23 protein-coding genes are annotated in these 24,937 nt (G+C 68.3%); 10 read left to right on the top strand and 13 right to left on the bottom strand.

The window, feature by feature from the left end; genetic code table 11:
- Positions 1 to 225 precede the first annotated feature (225 nt).
- Together ACZ5IK_RS35995 and ACZ5IK_RS35990 are read right to left on the bottom strand one after the other, a co-directional pair.
- A complete protein-coding gene (locus ACZ5IK_RS35995; protein WP_465491736.1) occupies positions 226 to 861 on the bottom strand; it encodes an MBL fold metallo-hydrolase in 636 nt (211 codons plus the stop codon).
- 33 nt (positions 862 to 894) lie between these two features.
- Complete coding sequence (locus ACZ5IK_RS35990; protein WP_465491735.1) at positions 895 to 1,839, bottom strand: ArsR/SmtB family transcription factor; 945 nt, start codon at positions 1,837 to 1,839, stop codon at positions 895 to 897.
- 62 nt (positions 1,840 to 1,901) lie between these two features.
- Between ACZ5IK_RS35990 and ACZ5IK_RS35985 the strand changes: the two genes are divergently transcribed.
- Entirely contained in the window at positions 1,902 to 3,041 is a 1,140-nt protein-coding gene (locus ACZ5IK_RS35985) for an MFS transporter (protein ID WP_465491734.1), read from the top strand.
- A gap of 33 nt (positions 3,042 to 3,074) precedes the next feature.
- On the top strand, positions 3,075 to 4,577 hold the full coding sequence (locus tag ACZ5IK_RS35980) for an aldehyde dehydrogenase family protein (RefSeq protein ID WP_465491733.1): 1,503 nt from the start codon (positions 3,075 to 3,077) through the stop codon (positions 4,575 to 4,577).
- A 103-nt stretch (positions 4,578 to 4,680) separates the two neighbouring features.
- Here the strand turns inward: ACZ5IK_RS35980 and ACZ5IK_RS35975 are convergent, their stop codons facing one another.
- Positions 4,681 to 6,261 (bottom strand): GMC family oxidoreductase, encoded by a 1,581-nt coding sequence (locus tag ACZ5IK_RS35975; protein WP_465491732.1) that lies wholly within the window; start codon positions 6,259 to 6,261, stop codon positions 4,681 to 4,683.
- 105 nt (positions 6,262 to 6,366) lie between these two features.
- On the bottom strand, positions 6,367 to 7,140 hold the full coding sequence (locus ACZ5IK_RS35970; protein WP_465491731.1) for a hypothetical protein: 774 nt from the start codon (positions 7,138 to 7,140) through the stop codon (positions 6,367 to 6,369).
- Between the two features lie 66 nt (positions 7,141 to 7,206).
- Here ACZ5IK_RS35970 and purS point away from each other — a divergent pair, with 66 nt between their 5' ends.
- Positions 7,207 to 7,446, top strand: a complete 240-nt coding sequence (gene purS / locus ACZ5IK_RS35965; protein WP_465491730.1) for a phosphoribosylformylglycinamidine synthase subunit PurS — start codon at positions 7,207 to 7,209, stop codon at positions 7,444 to 7,446.
- Complete coding sequence (gene purQ, locus ACZ5IK_RS35960) at positions 7,443 to 8,126, top strand: phosphoribosylformylglycinamidine synthase subunit PurQ (protein WP_101611286.1); 684 nt, start codon at positions 7,443 to 7,445, stop codon at positions 8,124 to 8,126. Before purS ends, purQ begins: the two co-directional genes overlap by 4 nt.
- 224 nt (positions 8,127 to 8,350) lie before the next feature.
- On the opposite strand, the gene ACZ5IK_RS35955 is transcribed toward purQ, so the two are convergent.
- On the bottom strand, positions 8,351 to 10,078 hold the full coding sequence (locus ACZ5IK_RS35955) for an ABC transporter ATP-binding protein (RefSeq protein WP_465491729.1): 1,728 nt from the start codon (positions 10,076 to 10,078) through the stop codon (positions 8,351 to 8,353).
- Positions 10,075 to 11,712: an ABC transporter ATP-binding protein gene (locus ACZ5IK_RS35950; RefSeq protein WP_465491728.1), complete on the bottom strand. Its 1,638-nt coding sequence runs from the start codon at positions 11,710 to 11,712 to the stop codon at positions 10,075 to 10,077. The genes ACZ5IK_RS35955 and ACZ5IK_RS35950 overlap by 4 nt, the downstream gene beginning before the upstream one ends.
- Before the next feature lie 119 nt (positions 11,713 to 11,831).
- Between ACZ5IK_RS35950 and purL the strand changes: the two genes are divergently transcribed.
- A complete protein-coding gene (gene purL, locus ACZ5IK_RS35945) occupies positions 11,832 to 14,117 on the top strand; it encodes a phosphoribosylformylglycinamidine synthase subunit PurL (RefSeq protein WP_465491763.1) in 2,286 nt (761 codons plus the stop codon).
- A gap of 74 nt (positions 14,118 to 14,191) precedes the next feature.
- On the opposite strand, the gene ACZ5IK_RS35940 is transcribed toward purL, so the two are convergent.
- The 6 genes from ACZ5IK_RS35940 to ACZ5IK_RS35915 all read right to left on the bottom strand — a co-directional run bounded on the left by ACZ5IK_RS35940 (position 14,192) and on the right by ACZ5IK_RS35915 (position 19,795).
- On the bottom strand, positions 14,192 to 15,037 hold the full coding sequence (locus tag ACZ5IK_RS35940; protein WP_465491727.1) for a hypothetical protein: 846 nt from the start codon (positions 15,035 to 15,037) through the stop codon (positions 14,192 to 14,194).
- A complete protein-coding gene (locus ACZ5IK_RS35935; protein ID WP_465491726.1) occupies positions 15,034 to 16,140 on the bottom strand; it encodes a pentapeptide repeat-containing protein in 1,107 nt (368 codons plus the stop codon). Before ACZ5IK_RS35935 ends, ACZ5IK_RS35940 begins: the two co-directional genes overlap by 4 nt.
- 4 nt (positions 16,141 to 16,144) lie before the next feature.
- Positions 16,145 to 17,029, bottom strand: a complete 885-nt coding sequence (locus tag ACZ5IK_RS35930; RefSeq protein ID WP_410662639.1) for a flagellar basal body-associated FliL family protein — start codon at positions 17,027 to 17,029, stop codon at positions 16,145 to 16,147.
- A gap of 186 nt (positions 17,030 to 17,215) precedes the next feature.
- Entirely contained in the window at positions 17,216 to 18,061 is an 846-nt protein-coding gene (locus ACZ5IK_RS35925; RefSeq protein WP_465491725.1) for a lysozyme, read from the bottom strand.
- Between the two features lie 187 nt (positions 18,062 to 18,248).
- A complete protein-coding gene (locus tag ACZ5IK_RS35920; protein WP_465491762.1) occupies positions 18,249 to 19,064 on the bottom strand; it encodes a lysozyme in 816 nt (271 codons plus the stop codon).
- 104 nt (positions 19,065 to 19,168) lie between these two features.
- Positions 19,169 to 19,795 carry a type VII secretion system-associated protein gene (locus tag ACZ5IK_RS35915; RefSeq protein ID WP_410605070.1) on the bottom strand — a complete coding sequence of 209 codons (627 nt, stop codon included), beginning with the start codon at positions 19,793 to 19,795 and terminating at the stop codon, positions 19,169 to 19,171.
- A 53-nt stretch (positions 19,796 to 19,848) separates the two neighbouring features.
- Here ACZ5IK_RS35915 and ACZ5IK_RS35910 point away from each other — a divergent pair, with 53 nt between their 5' ends.
- The gene (locus tag ACZ5IK_RS35910; RefSeq protein ID WP_465491724.1) at positions 19,849 to 20,229 is read left to right on the top strand and encodes a sterol carrier family protein; all 381 of its coding nucleotides are present in this window, start codon (positions 19,849 to 19,851) and stop codon (positions 20,227 to 20,229) included.
- 84 nt (positions 20,230 to 20,313) lie between these two features.
- Here ACZ5IK_RS35910 and ACZ5IK_RS35905 read toward each other — a convergent pair whose 3' ends face one another.
- Positions 20,314 to 21,111 carry an SAM-dependent methyltransferase gene (locus ACZ5IK_RS35905; protein ID WP_465491723.1) on the bottom strand — a complete coding sequence of 266 codons (798 nt, stop codon included), beginning with the start codon at positions 21,109 to 21,111 and terminating at the stop codon, positions 20,314 to 20,316.
- A 203-nt stretch (positions 21,112 to 21,314) separates the two neighbouring features.
- Here ACZ5IK_RS35905 and ACZ5IK_RS35900 point away from each other — a divergent pair, with 203 nt between their 5' ends.
- The 4 genes from ACZ5IK_RS35900 to purF all read left to right on the top strand — a co-directional run bounded on the left by ACZ5IK_RS35900 (position 21,315) and on the right by purF (position 24,918).
- Positions 21,315 to 22,193, top strand: coding sequence for a helix-turn-helix domain-containing protein (locus tag ACZ5IK_RS35900; protein WP_465491722.1), 879 nt, complete (start codon positions 21,315 to 21,317; stop codon positions 22,191 to 22,193).
- Between the two features lie 296 nt (positions 22,194 to 22,489).
- Positions 22,490 to 22,729: a DUF397 domain-containing protein gene (locus ACZ5IK_RS35895; protein ID WP_037320466.1), complete on the top strand. Its 240-nt coding sequence runs from the start codon at positions 22,490 to 22,492 to the stop codon at positions 22,727 to 22,729.
- A complete protein-coding gene (locus tag ACZ5IK_RS35890; RefSeq protein WP_465491721.1) occupies positions 22,713 to 23,114 on the top strand; it encodes a hypothetical protein in 402 nt (133 codons plus the stop codon). Before ACZ5IK_RS35895 ends, ACZ5IK_RS35890 begins: the two co-directional genes overlap by 17 nt.
- 265 nt (positions 23,115 to 23,379) lie before the next feature.
- Positions 23,380 to 24,918: an amidophosphoribosyltransferase gene (gene purF, locus ACZ5IK_RS35885; protein WP_101611275.1), complete on the top strand. Its 1,539-nt coding sequence runs from the start codon at positions 23,380 to 23,382 to the stop codon at positions 24,916 to 24,918.
- Positions 24,919 to 24,937: the final 19 nt, after the last annotated feature.

Raw genomic sequence — 24,937 nt, 5'->3', positions numbered from 1 at the left:
CCGGACCCGTGTGGCATCGACTGTGTCGCGAAAGCCACTTTCGGGACGTCTGATGTCCTGAAAGTGGCTTTCGCGACATCGGTGTGGCGGTGAGTTGTCGGTACAGAGGGGAAGCCACGGGCCAGGCGTTGTGAAAGCGACTTTCGCAACGCGTCCACGACCAAGACACGTTTGCCTTACCCCTCAATAGAACCGCCCTTACCACTCACGAGGCCGGACTCGCTCCTAGAGCTTGACCGGCTCCCCGACGTCGAGGACCTTGACCTCGGTGCCTTCCGGGGCGAGGTTGGCGAACAGGCCGTAGTGCATCTGCGGCCGCGCGAGGACGGCTTCGTGGATCGGCACCGCGAGACGCGGGGAGACCGCGCGCAGGTAGTCGACCGCTTCGCCCGCCTTGAGCCAGGGTGCGCCGGTCGGCAGGCCGAGGACGTCGATCTTCTGCTCGGGCACGAAGAACGAGTCGCCCGGGTGGTAGAACGCGCCGTGGTCGACGATGTAGCCGACGTTCGGGATCACCGGGATGTCCTCGTGGATCACCGCGTGCTCACCGCCGACGACGTTGACGCCGCTGGAGCCGATGGTGAAGGCGTCACCGGGATTCGCGATCCGGAACTCGGCGCCGAGTTTCCGCACGGCGTCGGCCGAGCCCGGGTCGACGATCAGTCGCGCGCCGGGGTTCGCCTCCAGCAGCGCGGGCAGTCTCTCCGCGTCGAGGTGGTCGAAATGCTGGTGGGTGATCAGGATGGCGTCCAGCTCACGTTCGCCTTCGAAGCCCACCGAGAAGGTGCCGGGATCGATCAGGATTCGTGCGCCCTCGGTCTCCAGAAGGGTGCAAGCGTGTCCAAAGTGGACAATACGCATCGGTGTTCTCCTTCGCGGTAGGTCATTTCCAGCCTATGCCCGGAGGAGGGCGTCGCCAAGTTCGGTGCGCAGATAGCGGACTTCGCGCCCGCGCCGCCGCGTGTCCAGCAGGCCCGCCGCGCGCATCGCGGTCAAGTGCTGCGAGACCGTGGGTGCGGAGAAGTCCAGTCTTCGCGCCAGTTCGGTGGTGCTCGCGGGTTCGTTGAGCGTCGTGAGCAGCGCGGCCTTGGTGCGCCCGAGCACCCCGGCCAGCGCGCCGGACGGGCGGCCGGGCTCCGACCAGAGTTCGGCGACACCGCGCGCCGGGTAGAGCAGCGACGGCTGCCACGGCTCCATCGTGATCAGCCCGACCGACGGCCAGGCGAAGACGCCCGGGATCAGCAGGAGCCCGCGCCGATCGAGGGGGAAGCGGCTGCGTTCCTTCATCTCGATCACCAGGACGTCGTCGACGAGCCGCACGCGCGGGTGGATGTCGTCCAGTACCAGCGCGACGCCGCCCGCGGCCAGCCGTCGCGAGCGTTCCTCGATGTCGGCGACGAGGAAGCGGCGCATCCGCGGCCAGTGTGGTTCGACCAGTTCGGTCCAGGCGATCTCCATCTGGACGGCCAGCAGATCCCTGGCCTCGGCCGGGTCGTCGGGGAGCCCGCTCAGGTCAGCGTCCACTTTGGACAATTCGCGTGCGACCTGCTCCGGCGGCGTGCGGCGGATTTCGGCGAGCTGGGCGGACGCGGTGGTCTCCGGTCCGCTCGGCGGCGGGCTGAGGAAGTCGGTGATGTAGTGCCGCGCGCTCATCACCTTGGCGAAGCCGTCGATGGGCAGGTCCGGCAGTTTCGCGGCGGCCTCGCGCAGCCACGGCAGATGACTCGGATGCCCGCGCCGTCCGAGCAGGGTCTGCATCGCGCCCATGGTCTCGTCGAGCGGGGAGATGCCGAAGCGGACGCGGTTGGCGCTCTCGGCGGTCAGGACCAGCTCGATCATCTGATTAGGCTATGTCCTAATCAATGGTTCTCGCCAGGCCATGTCCGGCAGGGTCTCCCGCTATGACCTTGCTCCGCAATTCCGGGTATTGGCGCTGGTCGGTGGGGGTACAGCTGAACCGGCTGCCCGCCACGATGGCACCGCTGGCCTTCACCGTGCTGACCACCGCGACGACCGGCTCGTACCGCCTCGGCGGGATCATGATGGCCGTCTTCGTCGCCGCCGAAATGGCAGGCGCCGTGCCGACCGGGCGGCTGCTCGACCGCGTCGGGCCCGCGCGGGGTCTCGTCGTGCTGCTGTCGCTGGTCGCCGCGGGACTGTTCCTGCTGGCCGCGGTCGCGTCCGCGGGTGCCCCGGACCTGGTGCTGCTCGCGCTGGCGATCCCGCCGGGACTGGTCGCGGGCGGGCTGAGCGGCGGCTTCCGGACGCTGCTCGCCGGAACGGTGACCGAGGAGGAACTGCCTCGCGCCGTTTCGATCGACGCGATGATCCTCGACGGCGTCATCGTCGGGGGGCCGCTGCTGGTGGCGCTCCTGGCGACGTCCGGTCCGGCCGTCCCGGTGCTCGTGATGGCCGTCGTCGCCCTGCTCGCTGCGCTGTTCGTGCCGCGGCGAACCGTCTCTCCTGATCCACAAAGGACGGTCGAGCACCAGTCGATCCCGATCGCGGCCTGTGTGCCCTGGCTGATGGGGCTGTTCACCGTCGGACTGCTGCTGTCGACCATCGAAGTCGGCCTGCTCCCGCTCGTCCAGCGCCTCGGCGCCCCCGATTCGACGACGGCGATCGTCATCGTCGTGCTGTGCGCCGCCAGCATCACCGGGAGCGCGCTCTACGCGGTGCGAGGGAAGGTCGGCGATCCTCGGCTGTTCCTGGCGGGTTTCGTGCTCGGCGGAACCGTGGTGTCGGCGGGCCTCGGATGGGCCGGGCTGCTCGGCGGGGTCGCGCTGATCGGGCTCTGCACCGGCCCGCTGATGGCCGTTTCGTCGGTCAACCTGCAGAAACTCCTTCCGGAGCGACGCCGGGCGGAGGGCTTCTCGCTGGCTTTCACCGTGCAGGCTTCGGGGTTCGGGCTGGGTTCGCTGGCGATCGGGGTGCTGCCGGTGTGGCTGTGCCCGCTGCTCGGTGTCCTCGCGGCCCTTGTCTCCTGTGGAATGCTGGTGGCACACCCCAGAGCTATTGGCACGCCGTCAGTAACGTCGTAGCCTGGGCTTTGAGCCGAGACACGGGAGAAGTCGATGACCGCAGTCCAGCCGAAGCCGACCGCGCACAGCGTGGGGGAGACCTTCGATTCCCTCAGCCCGGCGACCGACGAGGTCGTCGGCACCTACCCGGTGCACAGCAGGGAGGACGTCCGCGCCGCCGTCGCCCGCGCGAAGGACGCCGCCGAGTGGTGGGCCGGGCTCGGTTACGACGGGCGTGCGGAGCGGCTGCGCCGCTGGAAGGGCGTCATCACCCGGCGGCTGCCGCAGCTGTGCCAGGTCGTGCGCGACGAAACCGGCAAGCCGCTCGCCGACGCGCAGCTGGAGAGTGTCCTCGCCATCGAGCACATCGCGTGGGCGGGCAAGAACGCGCGCAAGATCCTCGGCAAGCAGCGCCGCGCGGCCGGGCTGATGATGTCGAACCAGGCGGCGACGGTCGAGTACCAGCCGCTCGGCGTCGTGGGCGTGATCGGCCCTTGGAACTACCCCGTCTTCACCCCGCTCGGCTCCATCGCCTACGCCCTCGCCGCCGGCAACACCGTCGTCTTCAAGCCGAGCGAGTACACGCCGGGTGTCGGGAAATGGCTGGTCGACGCCTTCAACGAGGTCGTCCCGGAATGGCCGGTGCTGCAGCTGATCACCGGCTTCGGCGAGACCGGCGCGTCGCTCGTCGGCGCCAACGTGGACAAGATCGCCTTCACCGGCTCGACCGGCACCGGCAAGAAGATCATGGCCGCGGCCGCCGAGACCCTGACGCCGGTGATCATCGAGGCCGGCGGCAAGGACGCCGTCCTGGTCGACGCGGACGCGGACCTCGAAGCCGCCGCCGACGCGACCGTCTGGGGCGCGTTCTCCAACTCGGGCCAGACCTGCATCGGCGTCGAGCGCGTGTACGTCCACGAGCGCGTGCACGACGAGTTCGTCGCGAAGGTCGTCGAGAAGGCGAAGGACGTGCGGGCCGGTTCGGACGAGGCCGCGCAGTACGGCCCGGTGACGATGCCCTCGCAGCTCGCGGTGATCAAGCGCCACATCGCGGACGCCATCGAACGCGGCGGCAAGGCGCTGGTCGGCGGCGTCGACGCGGTCGGAGACCGCTACGTCCAGCCGACGGTGCTCGTCGACGTGCCGGAAGACTCCTCGGCGGTCCAGGAGGAGACGTTCGGCCCGACCGTCACCATCGCCAAGGTCCGCGACATGGACGAGGCCGTCGAGAAGGCCAACGACACGAAGTACGGCCTCGGTTCGACGGTGTTCTCGAAGTCGCGCGGCCTCGAACTGGCCGCCCGCCTGCGCACCGGCATGACGTCGATCAACGCGCCGCTTTCCTTCGCCGGTATCGCTTCGCTGCCCTTCGGCGGCGTCGGCGACTCGGGCTTCGGCCGGATCCACGGCCCGGAAGGCCTGCGCGAGTTCGCCAGGCCGAAGGCCGTCGCGCGGCAGCGGTTCACCGCGCCGATCGTGCTGACCTCGTTCTCCCGCAAGGAAAAGACCGACGCCCTGGTGGCGAAGCTGATCACCGTCCTGCACGGGAAGCGCTGAGCCTCCCGTTCGTCGACCCCCGCGCGCTATGAAAGGCCCGTTACTTGCAAAATTTGCAAGTAACGGGCCTTTCATAGCATTCCCGGAAGCGTGAAAAGGACGGTCACGCGCCCCGGATGAGGTCCGCGGCCTTCTCCGCGACCATGATCGTCGGCGCGTTCGTGTTCCCGCGCGGCACCACGGGCATCACCGACGCGTCCACCACGCGCAGCCCGTCCACCCCGCGCACCTTCAGCGACGGGTCGACGACGGCGTTCTCGTCCGTCCCCATCGAGCAGGTCCCCACCGGGTGATAGAGCGTCTGGGTCTTCTCGCGCACGTAGTCGGCCAGTTCGGTGTCGCTCAGGTCGTGGCGTTCCGGCAGGAACGGCTTGTCCAGGTAGCGCGCCAGCGGACCGGACTTCCCGATCTCCACCAGGGCCCGCATCCCGGCCAGCATTTTCTCCATGTCCACGGATTCGGCGTAGTAGGCCGGGTCGATTTCGGGCTTCCACAACGGATTCGACGACTTCAGCCGCAGGCGCCCCCGGCTCGCGACGTCGACCAGGGTCGCCGCCGACGTGAAGCCCGGCACCGTCGGCTCGCGCATCCCGTTGTCGTAGAACAACGTCGGCGCGACGTGGATCTGCATGTCCGGCGGCGAAGCACCGTCCGCGGCGGGGAAGAACGCGCCCGCTTCGCCGATGTTCGAGGTCAGCGGGCCGCGCTTGGTGAGCTGATAGCGCACCAGGCCGCCCGGCGTCGCCGCGTCCACCAGATCGCTGGTGCCGCGGGTCGACCAGATGATCCCGCAGGCCGGGTGGTCGTGCAGGTTCTCGCCGACGCCGGGAAGGGCGGCCACGACGTCGATCCCGTGCTCCCGCAGATGTTCCGCCGGGCCGACGCCGGACAGCATCAGCAGTTGCGGCGAGTTCACCGCGCCGCCGCTGAGCAGGACCTCGGTGGACGCGCGCACCGTGGTCTCCACGCCTTTGTCCAAATAGGACACACCGACCGCGCGCGTGCCCTCGAAGACGATGCGTGTCGCCTGCGCGTGGGTGCGCACGGTGAGGTTCGGGCGGGTCAAAGCGGGCCGCAGGTACGCGTCGGCCGTCGACCAGCGGCGGCCCTTCTTGCACGTCACCTGGTAGACGCCGGCGCCTTCCTGTGACTCGCCGTTGAAGTCGTCGGTGCGTTTGAGACCCCACGCGACCGCGGAATCCACCCAGGCGTGGGAAAGCTCGTGGGTGAAGCGGCGGTCCTCGACGTTCAGCGGCCCATCGGTGCCGTGAAGCGGCCCGCCGAGCCGCTGGTTCCCCTCCGCCCGTTTGAAGTACGGCAGGACGTCGTCGAAACCCCAGCCCTCGGCGCCGTGCCCGTCACGCCAGCCGTCGTAGTCCGCGCGGTTGCCGCGGATGTAGATCATCGCGTTGATCGACGAGCAGCCGCCGAGCGTCTTCCCTCGCGGCCAGTACAGGGTCTTGCCGGTGTGCTTCTGCTCGACCGTCTCGTAGTTCCAGTCCCACTTCGTCTTGAACAGGCCGGGGAACGCGGCGGGGATGTGGATCTCGTCGGCGTCGTCCTCGCCACCCGCCTCGAGCAGGAGCACCCGCGCTGACGGATCCTCGCTCAGCCGGTTCGCGAGCACGCATCCCGCGCTGCCCGCGCCGACGATGACGTAGTCGAAGGAGTCCTGATCGGCCACGGTGCCTCCTGCTGCTGCTCACCCGGTGTTGGCGCCCCGCCAATGGGCTCATCTTGGCCCAGCGCCGCGCTCCGAGCATCCCCCAGTCGAAGGATTGAGGCGCGCTCAGTCGGAGTCGGGTGAAAAAGAGGTCACGCAGGGGCCGCCTTCGCCACCGTCCTCGGTCTCGATCCGCCCTGGGCCCTGTACACCGTCGATGAGACCGGAGAGGTGCAGGATCGTCTGCTCGGCGGTGGTCAGCACGTCGGCCTTGTCGACGGTGTAGCTCGCCTCGCCGTGGATGACCTGCTGGACGCCGTCGCGGGTGGTGTCGGGCACCTCGTCGCACAGCACGGACAACGCGGCCGGGATGTCACGGGCGTTGATCGCGTCGACGAACTTGGTCCCCGCCTCTTCCCCGGTCTTGACGTCGGGGCGCGGCGACGGCCGCGTTTCGACGCTGGGCAGGGGCTCGGGCTCGCCGCCGACCTTGGCGTCGCGCACGCACCAGCCGCCTTCGCCGGGGATCATCGCGATCCCGACGGCCGGGCCGGTGGAGGTGAACGCGGCCGAGTACTCCTGTGCCGCACGCTGGTGCGCGGGCGTGCTGAGCTGTGCGCCCGCGGCGGTGGCCATGGCCTGCTCGAAGGCGTAAGACCGCTTCGACCGGATCGCGCACCAGAGCTGGCTGACCCGGTCATCATTGACGCCGTTCACGAACGACTGGCTGAGCTGCTCCGGCGTCGCGCGTGACGTGGTGTCGGCCTTCGACTTGAAGAACCCCGGCGTCACGAAGCCGGTGAACGCGACACCTCCCGCGATCAGGACGAAGACCAGCACGAGAGTGATCCAGAGCCAGGTCTTCGGCTTCTTCGGCGGCGCGTACTGCCCGTAGGTCATGCGGCAACCGTAGTGAAGTAGGCTCGGGCGGTACCCACGACCTGCGTGAATAAGGAGCAGCCTGCCGTGGCCCGAGTCGTCGTCGACGTCATGCCCAAGCCCGAAATCCTCGACCCGCAGGGGCAGGCCGCGCTCGGCGCGTCCGGTCGTCTCGGCTTCCCGGGGATCGTTGAGATCCGCCAGGGCAAGCACTTCGAGATCGAGGTCGACGACTCCGTCGACGATGCGACACTCGAAAAGATCGCCGAAGGTTTCCTCGCGAACCCCGTCATCGAGCAGTGGACCATCAAGCGGGTCGACGCGTGAGCGCGCGGATCGGGGTCATCACCTTCCCGGGCACGCTCGACGACGGTGACGCGGCCCGCGCGGTCCGCTACGCCGACGCCGAAGCCGTCCCGCTGTGGCACGCCGACGAGGACCTCAAGGGTGTCGACGCGGTCGTCATCCCGGGTGGCTTCTCCTACGGCGACTACCTGCGCGCCGGCGTCATCGCACGGTTCGCGCCGGTGATGTCGTCGGTGATCGAGGCCGCCCACCAGGGCATGCCGGTGCTGGGCATCTGCAACGGCTTCCAGATCCTGTGCGAGGCCGGGCTGCTGCCGGGCGCGATGATCCGCAACGCGGGCCTGCACTTCATCTGCCGTGACCAGTGGCTGCGGGTCGAGAACAACGACACCGCGTGGACCACCCGGTACGACAAAGACGCCGAGATCCTCATCCCGATGAAGAACATCGACGGCTGCTTCGTCGCCGAGCAGGCCACCCTCGACGAGTTGGAGGGCGAAGGCCGCGTCGTGTTCCGCTACGCCGGCGGCAACCCGAACGGCTCGCGCAACGACATCGCCGGGATCCGCAGCGAGAACGGCCGCGTGGTCGGTCTCATGCCGCATCCGGAGCACGCCATCGACGCCCTCACCGGGCCCTCCGATGACGGCCTCGGCATGTTCTACAGCGCCGTGGACGCCCTGTCTTTGATCGCGCGCTGACGTAAACGCGCCGAAGGGGCGCCGCTCCATACGCAACTCACGTTGGGTGCGGAGGGCGCCCCTTCATCGCGTTTACATGGGCCTTCGGCCCGAAAGAGGGCGCGCGATGTGAAGTCTCCGTCGGGCGCGGGGCGCCCTTGGGGAGACGCCGTTTCTGCCTAAGCGTGTGTCATGAAAGGGGCTTTCAGGACGAAAAGTGTCCTGAAAGCCCCTTTCATGACACTTCAGGAGGCAGCGGCCACCAGTGCCGCGTAAGGCCCATCCGCCGCCAAAAGCTCCGAGTGCGACCCCAGCTCGGTCACCTTGCCGCCCTCGATGACGGCGACCCGGTCCGCCGCGGCCGCGGTGTGCAGCCGGTGCGCGATCGCGATCACCGTGCGCCCCTCGAGCACCGCGCTCAGCGACCGCTCCAGCTCCCGCGCCGAACCCGTGTCCAGCAGTGACGTCGCCTCGTCCAGCACCAGGGTGTGCGGGTCGGCCAGGACCACCCGCGCCAGCGCGAGCTGCTGCGCCATCGCCGCCGGGACGGCGACCGCCCCGGCCCCGACCTTCGTGTCCAGGCCGTCCGGCAGTCCGGCCACCCACTCCGAAGCGCCGACCGAGGCCAGCGCGGCCAGCAGCCGCTCGTCCGGCCAGTCGCCGGCGGGCAGCGTGAGGTTGTCCCGCAGCGTTCCCGCGAACACGTGGTGCTCCTGGGTCAGCAGCAGGACCTCGCCGCGCAGGACGTCGTCCGGCAGCGTCGACACCTCGGCGCCGCCGATCCGCACCGAACCCGACGTCGGCGCCGACATCCCGGCCAGCAGCCGTCCCAGCGTCGACTTGCCCGCACCCGACGGCCCGACGATCGCCAGCCGTTCACCGGCGGGCACCCGCAGGTCGATCCCGTGCAGCACCTCGCGGTCCGCGTTGTAGCCGAAGCGCACGTCGCGGACCTCGATGTCCTGACCGCGCGGAGCCTCCGAAACCGAATCCGCCGAGGAAGGCGGCCGCACCCCCAGCAGCCGTCGCAGCGAGGCCCCGGCGACCTGCATGTCCGCGAGCCAGAACAGCGCCTCGTTCAGCGGGCCCGTCATGACCTGCGAATACAGCAGCATCGCGGTGATCGTGCCGAGCCCTTCCCAGCCGTTCGAATAGGCGAGCAGGCCCAGCCCGAGCATCACCGGCACCGGCAGTACGTAGCTGATCTCCAGCGACGGGATCCACCACATCTGCAGTGCCCGGATCTTGCGCTCGCCCAGCATCGCCTCGTCGAGACCGTCGTGCCCGGTCTGCACCCGGCGGCCGGTCAGGTTCAGCGCCTCGGCCGTCCGCGCGCCCTCCGCGGTCTCGTGCGTGGTCGACTGCAGCTCGGACCAGCGGTCCAGCATCCGCCGCATCACGTCCGGCACCCGCCGCTGGTACCAGATGTTCACCGGCACCAGCAGCGGCAGCGCGATCAGCAGGCCCAGCGCCAGGAACGGCGACGTGATCACCATCGCCACCACCGTGAACACCACCGTGACGGCGGCGATCAGGATCTCCGGCGCGCCGAACCGCACCGCGTGGTCGATGCGGCTGACGTCGGTGGTCGCCCGGCTGAGCAGGTCACCGGTACCCGCCGCTTCGACCGTGCCCAGCGGCAGGTTCAGCGCGTTCCCGACGAACTCCTCGCGGTTGCGCGCCAGGATCCGCTCGCCGAACACCCGCGCGCGCAGCCGCGCCAGGCCCTTGAACCACGCCTGCGCGCCCAGTACGACCACGAACGCGACCGCGAGCCAGGTGATCGTGGTGGTCGTCGTGCCTTCGACGACCTCGTCCACGAGCGAACCCAGCAGTTGCGGCCCGGCCAGCCCGATCGCGGTCGCGACGCAGAACAGGCCGAGCATCACGGAGAACTCGCGCTTGTTGTCCCGCGCGGTCTCCTTTATCCAGCGTCGGACGTCCTTCTTGTCTGCCAGCGGCAACTTCTTCATGCGGGCACTTTCGTACTCACGACCACATCGGCCACATGCGTCCACAATGGACTCTGACTGAACACGACGGTGGTCTTGCCGCGCCGCAGTTTCGCGACGCGTTCGGTTATGCGAGCTTCGGTATGCGCGTCGACGGCCGAAGTCGGCTCGTCGAGCAGCAGGACGTCGGCGTCGGTCGCCAGCGCGCGGGCCAGGTTCAGCCGCTGCCGCTGACCGCCGGAAACCTCGCGTCCGCGTTCGCCGATGACCTCGTCGACGCCGTTGGGCAGCGCCTCCACGATGTCTTCGGCGTCCGCCGCGTACAGCGCTTCGGTGATCTCGACATCGCCAGGCTCCGCAGGGGCGACCTGCTCGCGCAGCACCCCGGAGAACCAGATGTCCTGGTTGTGCGCGTAGACCACCCGCCGCCGCAGTTCGCCGAGGGCGACCTGATCCACCGGGACCCCGCCGACCAGGGCAGGTTCACTCGGATCGGTGAACCGCGCCATCCGCGAAGCCACCGCCTCGGCGTCGGCGTCGGCGTCGGCGCCGACGTCGATCACGGTCAGCTTCCCGGCCTCGGCCTTGATCCCGGACGTCCCGTCGTACAGGTCCAGCAGGCCTTCCGGCAGCGGGACCGGGGTTTCCGGTTCGGCGAGCGTGCGTTCGGTGGTCAGCAGTTTGCACACCTTGCGCGCCGAAACCAGCGCGGCGCTCAGCACGCCCGCGAACTCGGTCGCCGTCGTCACCGGGATCACCAGGAACACCGAGACGCCGTAGAACGTGATCAGCTCGCCGACGCCGATGGTGCCGTTGATCGCCAGCTGCGCGCCCAGCCAGGTGATGACCACCGTGACCAGGCCCGGCAGCGCGACCTCCGCTGCCGAAAGCCAAGCCTCGCTGCGGCCGACCTGCACACCGGCCGCCCGGACCCGCTGACTGGAGCGGCGGAAACGGTCGAGGAACTGCTTCTCACCGCCGACACCGCGAAGGATCCGCAGGCCGGAGACGATGTCCGCGGCCAGCGCGTTGACGTCGGTCTTCTCCTCGCGCTGTTTCGTCTGGCGCTTCTCCAGCGGCTTCAGCAGCGGGCCGATGCCCACCACCGCCAGCGGCACGCCGACCAGCGCGACCAGCCCGAGCAGCGGGGACGTCGTCAGCAGCGCCGTCGCGCACACGATGAACGCGATCAGCGAACCGAAGGCCCGGCCGAGTACTTCGAAGGAGTCGCCGATCGGGTTGATGTCGCTGGTGGTGATCGCGACCACGTCACCGGTGGTGGTCGTGTCCCGCAGGTTCGCGCCCAGCTTCGCCGCGTGTTCGGTGGCGAGCCGCTGGGTGACCCCGGCGCCGTGGATCCAGCAGCCGTAGGACGCGAAATGCTGCACCGTTCCCGCGAGTGTCTGCGCGATCCCGAGCCCGGCGGCCGCGAGACCCCACAGCCAGACGGTGTCACCGTCGCCGCGGCCGATCGCGTCGATGCCCCGGCCGATCGCGACCGGCAGCAGGGCGATCGGCAGCGACCACAGGGCACCGCTGATCGCCGAGACGACGAGCAGTCCCGGACGCGCGAGCATCATCGCGACCAGGTAGCGCCAGGCGGTCGGCTTGGCGGGCAGCCTCAGTCGCGGAAGGGGATATGTGGCGGAAAGCACGATTGTCGACGGTAAGCGGATCACCGCCGCCGGCGCGACCGATTTATCCGTGGGCGACCGCAAGGTGAACAACCCCCTCCCTTATTCTGGCGGCCGTGGCGAACCCTGATGTGGACACCGTGACCAGCACCGACGTCGACACCACCGCACGCGCCGAGGCGACTCCGGAACAGACCCAGCCGTACGTCGAGCTCGGCCTCGCCGACGACGAGTACGCCCGGATCCGGGAGATCCTCGGCCGCCGTCCGACCGACGCCGAACTGGCGATGTACTCGGTGATGTGGAGCGAGCACTGCTCGTACAAGTCCTCGAAGAAGCACCTGCGCTACTTCGGTGAGACGGCCACTCCCGAGATGAAGGAGAAGATGCTCGCCGGCATCGGCGAGAACGCCGGCGTCGTCGACATCGGCGAGGGCTGGGCGGTCACCTTCAAGGTCGAGAGCCACAACCACCCGTCTTACGTGGAGCCGTACCAGGGCGCCGCGACCGGCGTCGGCGGCATCGTGCGCGACATCATGGCGATGGGCGCGCGCCCGCTGGCCGTGGCCGACGCGCTGCGGTTCGGCCCGGCCGACGCGCCCGACACCCGCCGCGTGCTGCCCGGTGTGGTCGCCGGCGTCGGCGGCTACGGAAACTGCCTCGGCCTGCCGAACATCGGCGGCGAGCTCGTGTTCGACCCGAGCTACTCCGGCAACCCGCTGGTCAACGCCCTGTGCGTCGGCGCGATGCGCGTCGAGGACCTGCACCTTGCCTTCGCCTCCGGCAAGGGCAACAAGATCATCCTGTTCGGCGCGCGCACCGGCCTCGACGGCATCGGCGGCGTGTCCGTGCTGGCGAGTGACACGTTCTCCGGCGACGAATCCTCGGGCGGCCGTAAGAAGCTGCCCAGCGTCCAGGTCGGCGACCCGTTCACCGAGAAGGTGCTCATCGAGTGCTGTCTCGAACTGTTCGCGCAGAAGCTCGTCGTCGGCATCCAGGACCTCGGCGGCGCCGGGCTCTCCTGCGCGACCTCGGAGCTGGCGGCCGCCGGTGACGGCGGCATGCACATCTATCTCGACCGGGTTCCCTTGCGCGCCACCGGGATGACTCCGGCGGAGGTGCTGTCCAGCGAGTCGCAGGAGCGCATGTGCGCGGTCGTCTCGCCGGAGAACGTCGAGGCGTTCATGAAGGTCTGCGAGAAGTGGGACGTCATCGCCACCGACATCGGCGAGGTCACCGACGGCGAGCACCTGGTCATCACCTGGGACGACGAGATCGTCGTCGACGTCCCGGCGCACACCGTGGCGCACCAGGGCCCGGTGTACGACCGCCCGATCCAGCGTCCGTCCACACAGGACGCCCTGCAGGCCGACACCTCGGCGAAGCTGCCGCGTCCGTCCACTTCGGATGAACTGCGCGCCGACATCCTCAAGCTGATCTCGTCGCCGAACCAGGCGTCGAAGGAATGGGTGACCTCCCAGTACGACCGCTACGTGCGCGGCAACACCGTGTCGGCGCAGCCGTCGGACTCCGGCGTCATCCGGATCGACGAGTCGACCGGCCGCGGCGTCGCCGTCTCGACCGACTGCAACAGCAAGTTCGTCTTCCTCGACCCGTACGAGGGCGCGAAGCTCGCGCTGGCCGAGGCGTACCGCAACGTCGCCACCAGTGGTGCGAAGCCGGTCGCGGTGTCGGACTGCCTGAACTTCGGCGCGCCGACCGACCCGGGCGTGATGTGGCAGTTCGAGCGGGCCGTGCACGGGCTGGCCGACGGCTGTGTCGAACTCGGCATCCCGGTCACCGGCGGCAACGTCAGCTTCTTCAACCAGACCGGTGACGTGGCCATCCTGCCGACGCCGGTGGTCGGCGTCCTCGGCGTGATCGACGACGTCACCCGCCGCATCCCGACCGGCATCGGCGCCGAGGCCGGGGAAACCCTGCTGCTGCTGGGCGAGACCCACGACGAGCTGGACGGTTCCGCGTGGGCGCGCGAACTGCACGGCCACCTCGGCGGACTCCCGCCTCGCGTGGATCTGGCGCGCGAGAAGCTGCTCGCCGACATCCTCATCGCCGGTTCCCGCGACGGCATGATCTCCGCCGCGCACGACGTCTCCGACGGCGGCCTGATCCAGACGCTCGTCGAGACCGTCCTCATCGGACAGTGCGGCGCCCGCGTCTTCCTCGACTCGGAGCAGGACCCGTTCGTGCAGCTGTTCTCCGAGTCCGCGGGCCGGGTGCTGGTCGCCGTGCCGCGCACCGAGGAACTGCGGTTCACCGAGATGCTGACCGCCCGCGGCCTGCCGTGGCGCAAGACCGGTGTGGTGGACCCGGAGTCGGGCTCGCTCGAACTCCAGGACATCACCGAGTTCACCCTGGACGAGCTTCGGGAGACCTGGGAGAAGACCCTCCCGGCGCTCTTCAACTGAGCTGAAGGGGCCTTTCCCCGCGTAGGACGTGGCGAAGGACGCTTTCCTCCCATCCCATGAGGGGAAAGCGTCCTTTAGCTTTCTCTAGGCAGAACCGACCCGGTCGCGAGTTTCACGCCCTCCAGCGACGGAGGCTCCGCGAAGGTGGCGACGCTGAAGTCGACCGGCGCCTCGACGACTGTGTTGACCAACGACACCTTTCGCTCGAAGCGCGAGCGGGTGAGCACGAACTCACCGTGGATCGTCGCGTTCTCCAGCAGGAACTTCCCGGAGAGCTGGGTGTCGGTGAGGTCGAGATACGTCAGCACCTCGCAGCGATCCGCGCCGAACCAGCCGACCCGCCTGCCGAGCAGCCCCAGCTTGTCGAGCCGCGCGTCGCTGAGGTTGAGCGAAAGCGTCGGCCCGGTGGTTCCGGTGTGGGGAAGGATGTCGCGGATCAGCCGTTCGGCCGCGCGCCGGACCAGCCGTTCGCGTTCGGCCTCGGCCTCTTTTTCCTTGTCCCACTTGGTGTCACTCGGGAACTTCGGATGGTCGAACGGCCGCCGCAGGTAGGCGCACAACACGTCGAGCACGGTCTGCCGGTACTCCGGCCGCGTCCTGGCCAGGCCCGCGAGCGAATGCATCGCCCCGACCCGGACCTGGTCGGCGTCGTTGCCCAGCAGTTCGATCGACTTGGCGAAGCGCTCGTCGGAGATCCGGCTGCGCTCGATCTCGTGCCGGTCCTCCTCGGTACGCCGCCGCCGGTCGTTGAGCCAGAGCCCGTAGAGCGCGGCGATCGCCCCGCCCGCCAGCGCACCGGTCTTGAGCGCGTCCCCGCGGCTCGTCGCGCGATCCATGAGCAGCCAGGCGGTGACCCCGACCAGCACGGCGACCGAAGACAGCAACGTCCACAACAGCGGTGACCCGAGCAGACGTTTCATGAGTCCTTCACCGTCAGCCGGGCACGGCCGTCAGGCAGGGTCTCGACGGTCCAGCCCGCCGGGAGTTCGTGGTCCCTCGCCGGTTCCACCGTCGTGTTGTACAGCGACACCGTGCCGGGCGGCTCGCGGAAACTCAGGTCGCTGTAGCCCTCGAACCGCGCGCGGCGCAGATCCAGCGTCTCCTTGAACTCGGCTCCGGCGAAGACGGCGTCCTTCGCGAAGACGCTGTCCTTGAAGGAAGCCTCGCCCGCGAACACCGTGCCGCGGAACTCGACGTCTTCGCTGAACTGCACTCCGCTGAACCACGCCCGCTGCTCGAACCTGGCTTTATCGCAGCGGAAGAAGCCGATCAGCTTCTTCTTGGCCGTTCCCGCGCCGGTCAGGTACACCGGCCCGAGGAACACGCAGCCGGACAGGTTGGTGCTGCTGTACAAACCCGCGTAGCGGAGCAGGAGCTTGCCGATCTTCCGTTCCGAAAGGTCGAAGTACTCCAGTACCGCCCCGGTCAGGTCGAGGTCGTATCCCGGCGTGCCCTCGGAATCCGCCGCCGGGAGCAACTCCCCGATGAGCCGCTGGGCGGTCTGCCGCACCTGCAGTTCCTGGGCCTGCTCCACGCTTCCTTCTTTGGGAGGCGTGTTCCCTTGCCGCTTCGCCGTTTCGTACCGCGGATGCTCGAACGGCCGCCGCAGGTACGAGCACAGGATGTCCAGCACGGTCTGCGTGTAGATCTTGCGCCCGCGAGCCAGTCCGGCCAGCGCGTGCAGGGCACCCACCCGTACCTGGTCGGCGTCGTGCCCGAGCAGTTCGACGGCCTTCGCGAACCGTTCGTCGGAGATCCGGTCCCGGTCCTGGTCGGCCCGCCGCAGTTCGAGTTCCTGCCGCTGCCGCTCGATCTCCTGGCGCCGCTCCTCGACCCGGCGCCGCCGGTCGTTGAGCCACAACGCGTAGAGCGCGACGATGGCGCCACCGGCGATGCCGCCGGTCTTCAGCGCCTCGCTTCGGCTGGTCGCCGGATCGGTCAGCAACCAGCCGCCGACGGCGAGCAGCAGTACGAGGGAGACGACGAACGTCCAGAGCAACGGGGAGCGGAGCAGCCGCTTCATTCGCTCAGAATACGAAGAAGTTGCGGACACAGAAGGACTTGTCCGGGTTGTCGTCCGAAGAGATCCCCGACCCGCTCACCTTCTTGCCCTTGACCGTGCCTTCGATGTCACCGGTGATGAAACCGTCACCGATGCCCGCGGTCGAGGTGACCTCCAGCTGCGACGGCGCCGGGGCCATGATGTCGATCGAGTCGCCCATGGTCGCCTTCATGTCCGCGCAGACCAGCGACAGCGCGCCCGCCTTGTCCCCGGCGCTCACCTTGGCCAGGAAGTCCTTGAGGTTCTGGACGCCCTTCGGGTTGCCTTCGGAACCCGTGCCCCCGCTTTCGGTGCTCTTCGGGCTGCTCTTGGGCGCGCTCGACTTCGGGCTGCTCTTCGGCGCGGAAGTCGGCGCCTTGCTCGACGACGACGCGGGCGGCGGCGCGGCCGTGTTGTTGCCGTCGTCCTTGCTGAGCAGGAAGCCCGGCGCGAGGAAACCGGTGACACCGAAGGCGATCAGCACGACCAGGCCGATCACGATCCCGATGATCAGCCCGGTCTTGCTCTTCGACGGCGGCGCGGGCGGGCCGCCGTAACCCTGCGGGTAGCCCGGGTTGTTCGGGTCCCAGCCCTGCTGCTGCGCGTTCGGGTCCCAGCCTTGCTGGGGCTGCTGATACTGCTGCGTCTGGTCCCAGCCCTGTTGAGGCTGCTGCTGCGCGTTCGGGTCCCAACCCTGCTGGGGCTGCTGCTGGTACTGCTGGGTCTGGTCCCAGCCCTGCTGCTGCCCGTACTGCTGAGGCTGACCGTACTGCTGCGTCTGGTCCCAGCCACCCGGCTGCGGAGGCCCGCCGGGCTGCTGTCCCTGGGGATCCTGGCCGTAGGGCTGGCCTGGCTGGGGTGGGTAGGTCATCGGTCACGCCTTCCGTGCTGGGGCCTGAGGCTGGAGATCAGACGGCCGACGGTCGGCGCTGGTTCCGGATCCGCCCGTGCCAGGGGTTTCTGCTCGGAAAGGTACCTCGCGCGAGAAAGCGGCTCCCGGCCCGCTCGTCCTTCGGGACGAGCGGGCCGGGAGCCGGTTGTTCACGAAATGCGCAGCTCAGCCGTTGGCCAGTGCCTGCAAGCGGTCGTAGGCGCCGTTGAAGGTGTTCTGGTCGAGCGGGCTCGAGGTGTACTGCCACACGGTGTAGAAGCCCCAGCCGTTGGGAAGGGCGCCCACGGTGGACGCGTACCGCGCGATCCACAGCGGGACCGTGCCACCGAAGTTCTGCGACGTGCCGACACAGGTGTTCCACCAGCTCGTCGAGGTGTAGATGACGGGCCAGCGGCCGGTGCGCTGCTGGTAGCGGTCGTGGAACGCCCGGATCCATGCCCCCATGGACGCCTGGCTCAGGCCGTAACAGGTGGCGCCGTACGGGTTGTACTCCATGTCCAGCGCGCCCGGCAGGGTCTTGCCGTCCTTGGACCAGCCTCCGCCGTTGTTGACGAAGAAGTCGGCCTGCGCCGCGCCGCCGGAGACGTTGGGCAGGGCGAAGTGATACGCGCCGCGGATGAAGCCCTGGTTGTAGGAACCGTTGTACTGCTGGGCGAAGTACGGGTTCTTGTAGCTCGTGCCCTCGGTGGCCTTCGTCCACACGAAGCGCTTGCCCTGACCCCACCAGTAGGCCCAGTCGACGTTCTGCTGGTAGCTGGCGACGTCCATCCCCGCGACTGTCGCGAGCACGCCGGCTTCAGGCTGCGGCCGGGCCGCCTTTTCCTTGGACTCCGGGGTGGAGGTGTCGCCCTCGACCCGCCGGATCTGCGATCCGATCGTGTGGTCGTTCCGCACGAGATCCTGTTCGATCGACATGATCTCCGGGGACGGGGCGGCCGACGCCTGGACCGTGCTGCTGAGCAGGAGCAGCGCGGAACCGACGGCGATGGTGACTCTTCGGGAAGTGCGCATACGACAATCCCTTCACGGATAACCCTCGCTGAGGACGACTAACTGCAGGTAGCCGTCCGGGCACGATTGTTGACGACGAGTGCCGGGTTTGTCACTAACTTCCGTGAAATTGATGCTATGCGTGGGTGATTTTCATTTCCATCTGGACGGTGTTCTGTGATCTTGTAACACCCGGTCGGGTGAGAGTTCAGCCGATCGACATCGCGCGTACGCGATCTTCCGTGCCGTTGAACCAGTTCTGATCGCCGGGCAGGCTGCCCTTGTTCGAGAACTGCCAAATGGTGTGGGTCTTCCAGCTGGCGGGCAGCTCGCCGATCTCCGTGTTGTAGCGCGCGATCCACAGCGGGTTCTGCCAGAACACGTTGCTGTTCCCGGTACAGCGCTTCCACCAGCTCGTCGACGTGTAGATCGCCGGATGCCGTCCGGTCCGCCAGAGATAGGTCTCGGCGAACGACGCCATCCAAGCGACCATTTGCGCCGGCGTCCTGCCGTAACAGGTTTCGCCGTACGGGTTGTACTCGACGTCGAGCGCGCCCGGCAGCGTCTTGCCGTCACCGGACCAGCCGCCGCCGTGGTCGACGAAGTAATGCGCCTGCGCGGCGCCGTCCGAGATGTCGGGACGTGCGAAGTGGTACGCGCCGCGGATCATGTCGACACCGAAAGAACCGTTGTACTGCTGAGGAAACCGGGGATTGACGAATCCGGTGCCCTCGGTCGCCTTCACGTAGACGAACTTCGCGCCGGTCCTGGCCGCGCCGGGCCAGTCGACATCGCCCTGATGTCCGCTGACGTCGTGACCGAGCGTCTGCGCTTCGCCGCCGTACAGCGGCCCGACCGACACGTTGACGCCTTCGTGCAGCGCGATCTGTGAACCGGCGTAGTGCTCCTCGGCCCCGTCGTATCTGGGCCCCGCTTCCCGTGCGATGGCGGGGGTCTGCGCGAGCAGCAAGACCCCCGCCGCGAGGACGGCCCCCCAGCCTTTTGAACACACTCTGCGACTCATCACGTCGCCACGATCCCCCGTGACAAGGGAATCAGCGACTCGAACATCACTCGAAAGAGTTGCCTTCAGGCGGAAAAAATTGGGCCGAGTGGGTTAATCGAGCCCTAGCGACGCTCGTCCGAAAGGGCTTTGTCGAGGTGCTCCGAGGGGACGATCGCGGTGAGCCGATCATGCGGATTGATGGTCACGGGGTGCCCGGCGAGCAGCGGGACCATGTCCCGGCCCAGCACCGCGCGGGCGTGCGGCCATTCGCGCGGGACCAGCGCCTTCGCCGTGTAGGCGGGCACCAGCACCTGGCCGTCGGTGTTGTGGAAGCCGATGACCGTGCGCTGCACCGGGGAAAGGGCGTAGACGAACAGCGTCGAGTCGAGGAAGACCCGGGGCAGGTCGGCGGCCGGGCGGTGGTTCGTACGCACCAGCTGCAGCAACTGCTCGAGCTCGTTGCGCGGCTCCGGGAAACCGAGCGCCTTGGGCGAGGGGCGGTAGCGGTCGTTGGGGTGGAAGTCCTCGACGATCTCGCCCGCGCCGTTCACCGGGTACGCGCCGACGACCGCCCAGGACGGCACCGGGCCGTCGGGGTCGAAGGCCTCGTCGATGACGTAAAGCCAGCTGTTCGGATTGGCCCTGGCGTTGGCGCGCATCTCTTCGGTGATCTTCGGCTTGCCCGGTTTCCGCTTGCCCGCCGGGCTCGACGCCAACCGATCCGCCTCGTCCCGCTGCGCCATCGCCATCCCCACGTTCCGGGTGCCTGAAGGTTTGTTCGCGCTCACTCTACTGTTCTCCCATGGCCTCTTCGCGTTCGGTCGACCCCGCTGAGTTACGTGCCACGATCACGGCGATTTCCCCCTGGTTGAGCGGATCCGGGCCGGAGCCCGCCCGTCCTGAGCTGGCCGCGGCGGTGCGGCTGAGTCTGCGGACGCTGGCCGCGGACGCCCCGGGGAAGAGTGTCGAAGTGCGGGTGCCGCCGTTCGCGGCGGTGCAGTGTGTCGAAGGATTGCGTCATACGCGCGGGACGCCGCCGAACGTCGTCGAAACGGATCCGCGCACGTGGTTGGAACTGGCGACCGGGCGGCTCGGCTGGGCCGAAGCCGTCGAGTCGGGGCGGGTCACCGCCTCCGGGAGCCGGGCCGATCTGGCCCACTGGCTGCCGCTGGTTCGCCTCTGAACCTGTCCCCGGATGCAATGAAAGTCCCCTTCATTGCACATTTCGCAATGAAGGGGACTTTCATTGCACATCCGGGACCTGGGGTTACGCCTTCCGGCCGATCCCGCCCGAGATCGTCCGCTGCGCGGTGTTCAGCTCCTTGATCCGCGGGCCGTCCGGCCACCAGTCGGCGCACAGCTTGACGCCGGGCTCGATCATCTCGAGATCGTGGAACAGCTCCTTGATCTCGTCCTGGGTGCGGAAGGTGCCCGAGCCCATCGGGCTGTGGATGAAGAAGTCCTCCATCTTGCGCGCGACCTCGGACAAGTCGTCCTGAGGGTCGGAGAAGTGCGAGATCGCGACGTACGAACCCGACGGCAGCGCGTCGATGTACTTCTTCATGATCTTGGCGGGCTGCTCTTTCGGCCCGTTGAAGTGGTGCAGGGTCCCGAGCTGCAGCAACGCGATCGGCTGCGTGAAGTCGATGTGCCGGACGATGTCCGGGTTCGCCAGGATCCGCTCCGGCTCGAAGATGTCGTCCGAGACGAAGTGGGTGTTCTCGTTCTCTTCGAGCAGGGCCCGCCCGTGGGCGAGCACGACCGGGTCGTTGTCGACGTAGACGACCTTGATCTCGGGGTTGATCCGCTGCACGACCTGGTGCGTGTTCTCGGCCGTCGGCAGGCCGGATCCCAGGTCGAGGAACTGGGTGATGCCCGTCTGGCTGGCGAGGAACCGGCACGCGCGGATCAGGAAGCCGCGGTTCTCGGTCGCCAGGTCCTGCGCTTCGGGGGCCGCCTGCTGGACCTTCCGCAGCACCTCCCGGTCGATCTCGTAGTTGTCCTTGCCGAGGAGGAAGGCGTCGTACACCCGGGCGATGCTGGCCCGCGTCGGGTCGACACCCACAGGCACTCGTTCCGTCCGGGGCGGGGCGTCGGGCATCTTGAACCTCACAAAACTGTGTCGGAAGTCTCGGACTCTACGTAGAGTAGAACCACGTACGCGGCGGGTAAACCGAGCCATCCCTGTCGTGTCGAGGTCCAAACGTGTACTTTCAGTAATCGGCTAGTTCCCCTGGCGAGTGTTGGCGTACGAAAGGTCCCCGGTCGATGAACGCGGTCACCCCGTCCGGCGGTGAGCAGTCCCTGGGTCCCACCGCGCGGCGGATGATCCTCGGCTCACAGCTCCGCCGGATGCGCGAGGACGCGGGGATCACTCGCCAGGAGGCCGGCTACAGCATCCGCGGCTCCGAGTCGAAGATCAGCCGTCTCGAACTCGGCCGCGTGGGCTTCAAGGAACGCGACGTCGCCGATCTGCTGACCATGTACGGGATGACCGATCCCGACGAGCGGCAGCTGTTCCTCGACATGGTCAAGGAGTCGAACGAGCCGGGTTGGTGGCGCCGCTACGGCGACCTGATGCCGAGCTGGTTCAACGACCTCGTCGGGCTCGAAGAGGCCGCGGCCCGGATCCAGGTCTGGGAGCCGCTGTACGTCACGGGCCTGCTGCAGACCGAGGACTACGCGCGGGCGATCATGAGCCACGGCCGCAAGGACATGGTCAACGAGCAGATCGATCGCCGGGTCGCGCTGCGGATGCGGCGCCAGAAGATGCTCTCCCGGCCGGACGCGCCCCGGTTGTGGCTGGTGCTCGACGAGTCGGTGCTCCACCGCCCGATCGGCGATCGTGACGTGCTGAAGGGCCAGATCGACTACCTGCTGGAGATGATCCAGCAGCCGAACATCTCGGTTCAGGTCCTCCCGTTCGACCGGAGCGGCTACTCCGCGGACAGCGCGTTCTCGCTGCTCAGGTTCGCGGAAGAGGAACTGCCGAACATCGCCTACACCGAATACCTGACCGGCGCGCACTACATCGACAAGCGCGACGAGATCGAGCGGTACAGCCGGGCGCTGGACATGCTCGCGGTCGACGCGGAGACGCCGGACCGCAGCCGCCAGATGCTCCTGAAGCGCCGCGCGGAAATCTGAGCCGCTCACCGTTGTGGGGTTCGCCGCCGTCCCGGTGACGGCCGGGGTTTTCTTGCGTACACCCGAAAGTCTCGCCACAAGCGGTAGTTGTTCACCCAATGGGGTCGATGGTCCTCACACGTTAGTGGGGCTCACGGGGACCTTTGTCATCACGGTATGCGAATACTGCAAAAACTTCTGCACGTGCATTTACCGCTGCAGTCACACGTGCTAACTTTGGGATCACAAGCAAATGCACATGCAGATGCATCGCCCAAAGCGGTATCACTCAAGCTTCGTCGGGGAAGGTGGGGACCATGGCTGAACAGTTCGACAACGGCATCCCGGCCGATCGTCTTACCGGTGCGCACTGGCGCAAAGCGAGCTACAGCAACGCGATCGGCAACTGCGTCGAGGTGGCTCCGCTCGCGTCCGGAGAGATCGCGATGCGCAACTCGCGCTTCCCGACCGGGCCGGCACTGATCTACACCCAGGCCGAGATGGCCGCGTTCCTCGCGGGTGCCAAGGACGGCGAATTCGATGATGTTCTCGGGTGACACCATCACCGCGGAAATCACCGATATCGAAAGCGGCCTGCAGGAACTGATCCACCGCGGGTACCAGTTCGTGCACCCGTGCGACGCGAACGGCGAGGTCATGGCCGTGGTCGGCGTGCGAGTCCACGACAACGTGGTCGACGTGGTCCGGCTCAACGCCGAGGACGACGTGGTCGCGACCCGTATGCCGGGTACCGAGGAAGACATCCTCGAACCGGAAATGTGGCTGTGGCGATCCGCCGGCGACGCGGCGACGGTGCTGACGGCACTGCTCGCGCTCCCGGACGAGCGGACGCCCGGCTCGCTGTTCCTCCCGGAGACCGCGACCAAGGGCTGCTGGGTCCCTGGCCGCGGCGGCACGTCCAAGTGGCTGGCCGCCAGCTGATCTCCGACACCCCAATGCACAGTCGACCGCCTCTGTCGAGGGGGAGCGGTCGGCTGGTCGGGGGTCGTGAGTGGCGGGTCTTGACACCCGCCCGTCACTCACGGTCATTGAACGCCGTCCGCGTCCCGGCAGGCGATCATGGACGCGATCTCACTCACGGTAGTCAGTTGAAGCGTGTCCAGTGCCACGTCGCACGGCGCGTTGATCTCCGGCCCACCGTTTACACTGGTGGCGGCCTGCCCTCTTCTCCCCTGGGAGCACCTCGGTGGTTTCCGACCCGTCCCTCGCCGGACAGCCCGTGACCGACCAACCCGATCCGGAACCCCGCGAGGAATGCGGCGTCTTCGGTGTCTGGGCGCCCGGAGAAGAGGTCGCGAAGCTGACCTACTACGGGCTCTACGCACTTCAGCACCGCGGCCAGGAAGCGGCCGGCATCTCGGTCTCCGACGGTTCGCAGATCGTCGTCTTCAAGGATCTCGGCCTGGTCAGTCAGGTGTTCGACGAGCAGGTTCTGCAGTCGCTGCAGGGACACATCGCCGTCGGGCACTGCCGCTACTCGACCACCGGCGCGACCATCTGGGAGAACGCACAGCCGATCTTCCGGACCACCGCGACGGGCAGCGGACTGTCTTTCGCGCACAACGGAAACCTGGTCAACACCGCCGAACTCCGCGATCGCACGGTCGCCGCCGGCATCAAACCGCACCTCGGTCTGACCGGTTCGTCCAGTGACTCCGACCTGGTGTGCGGACTGCTCGCGGCCAACGCCGCGGACAAGGGCATCGAAGCCGCCGCGCTGGAACTGCTGCCCACCCTCAAGGGCGCCTTCTGCCTGGTCTTCGCCGACGAGTCCACGCTGTACGCCGCGCGTGACCCGCACGGTGTGCACCCGCTGGTGCTCGGCAGGCTCGAACGCGGCTGGGTGGTCGCGAGCGAGACGGCCGCGCTGGACATCTGCGGCGCGTCGTTCGTCCGCGAGGTCGAGCCCGGTGAGCTCATCGCGATCAACGCCGAGGGCCTGCGCTCCTCGCGGTTCGCGAACCCCGAGCCCAAGGGCTGCGTCTTCGAGTACGTCTACCTCGCGCGCCCCGACACCTCGATCGCCGGCCGCAGCGTGCACGCCACCCGCGTCGAGATCGGCCGCAAACTCGCCGGCGAGCACCCGGCGGACGCCGACCTGGTCATGCCGGTGCCCGAATCCGGCACCCCGGCCGCCATCGGCTACGCGCAGGGCTCCGGCATTCCCTACGGCACGGGCCTGGTGAAGAACGCCTACGTCGGCCGCACCTTCATCCAGCCGTCGCAGACCATCCGCCAGCTGGGCATCCGGTTGAAGCTGAACCCGCTGCGCGACGTCATCCGCGGCAAGCGGCTCGTCGTGGTCGACGACTCCATCGTCCGCGGCAACACCCAGCGCGCGCTGGTCCGCATGCTGCGGGAAGCCGGCGCGCTCGAGGTGCACGTCCGGATCGCGTCGCCGCCCGTCCGCTGGCCGTGTTTCTACGGGATCGACTTCGCGTCCCGCGCCGAGCTGGTGGCCAACGGCGTCGACCTCGACGGCATCCGCCGCTCCATCGGCGCGGACACCTTGGGCTACATCTCCCTGGACGGGCTGGTCGCGGCTTCGGAGCAGCCGAAGTCGCGCCTGTGCACCGCCTGCTTCTCCGGCGAGTACCCGATCGCGCTCCCCGAGGACGCGCTGATCGGGAAGCACCTGCTGGAGAGCATGGACTCGGTCAATGGCGCGGCGAAGCCCGTCAGCGCTGCCGGGTACGGTGCTGAAGACGCCATCCGGCGTCCCTAGTCCTTTCTTCCAGAGTTGG

It is taken from the genome of Amycolatopsis sp. NPDC031561, from assembly GCF_055580625.1.
Note: the sequence above shows the minus strand (reverse complement) of the source record. Positions and strands in the feature narration are given on the sequence as shown.

Coding starts and splice junctions, on each gene's coding strand:
- ACZ5IK_RS35995 (WP_465491736.1), bottom strand. CDS start 861: ATGCGTATTGTCCACTTTGGACACGCTTGCACCCTTCTGGAGACCGAG.
- ACZ5IK_RS35990 (WP_465491735.1), bottom strand. CDS start 1,839: ATGATCGAGCTGGTCCTGACCGCCGAGAGCGCCAACCGCGTCCGCTTC.
- ACZ5IK_RS35985 (WP_465491734.1), top strand. CDS start 1,902: ATGACCTTGCTCCGCAATTCCGGGTATTGGCGCTGGTCGGTGGGGGTA.
- ACZ5IK_RS35980 (WP_465491733.1), top strand. CDS start 3,075: ATGACCGCAGTCCAGCCGAAGCCGACCGCGCACAGCGTGGGGGAGACC.
- ACZ5IK_RS35970 (WP_465491731.1), bottom strand. CDS start 7,140: ATGACCTACGGGCAGTACGCGCCGCCGAAGAAGCCGAAGACCTGGCTC.
- ACZ5IK_RS35955 (WP_465491729.1), bottom strand. CDS start 10,078: ATGAAGAAGTTGCCGCTGGCAGACAAGAAGGACGTCCGACGCTGGATA.
- ACZ5IK_RS35940 (WP_465491727.1), bottom strand. CDS start 15,037: ATGAAACGTCTGCTCGGGTCACCGCTGTTGTGGACGTTGCTGTCTTCG.
- ACZ5IK_RS35935 (WP_465491726.1), bottom strand. CDS start 16,140: ATGAAGCGGCTGCTCCGCTCCCCGTTGCTCTGGACGTTCGTCGTCTCC.
- ACZ5IK_RS35930 (WP_410662639.1), bottom strand. CDS start 17,029: ATGACCTACCCACCCCAGCCAGGCCAGCCCTACGGCCAGGATCCCCAG.
- ACZ5IK_RS35925 (WP_465491725.1), bottom strand. CDS start 18,061: ATGCGCACTTCCCGAAGAGTCACCATCGCCGTCGGTTCCGCGCTGCTC.
- ACZ5IK_RS35920 (WP_465491762.1), bottom strand. CDS start 19,064: ATGAGTCGCAGAGTGTGTTCAAAAGGCTGGGGGGCCGTCCTCGCGGCG.
- ACZ5IK_RS35915 (WP_410605070.1), bottom strand. CDS start 19,795: ATGGCGATGGCGCAGCGGGACGAGGCGGATCGGTTGGCGTCGAGCCCG.
- ACZ5IK_RS35910 (WP_465491724.1), top strand. CDS start 19,849: ATGGCCTCTTCGCGTTCGGTCGACCCCGCTGAGTTACGTGCCACGATC.
- ACZ5IK_RS35900 (WP_465491722.1), top strand. CDS start 21,315: ATGAACGCGGTCACCCCGTCCGGCGGTGAGCAGTCCCTGGGTCCCACC.
- ACZ5IK_RS35895 (WP_037320466.1), top strand. CDS start 22,490: ATGGCTGAACAGTTCGACAACGGCATCCCGGCCGATCGTCTTACCGGT.
- ACZ5IK_RS35890 (WP_465491721.1), top strand. CDS start 22,713: ATGATGTTCTCGGGTGACACCATCACCGCGGAAATCACCGATATCGAA.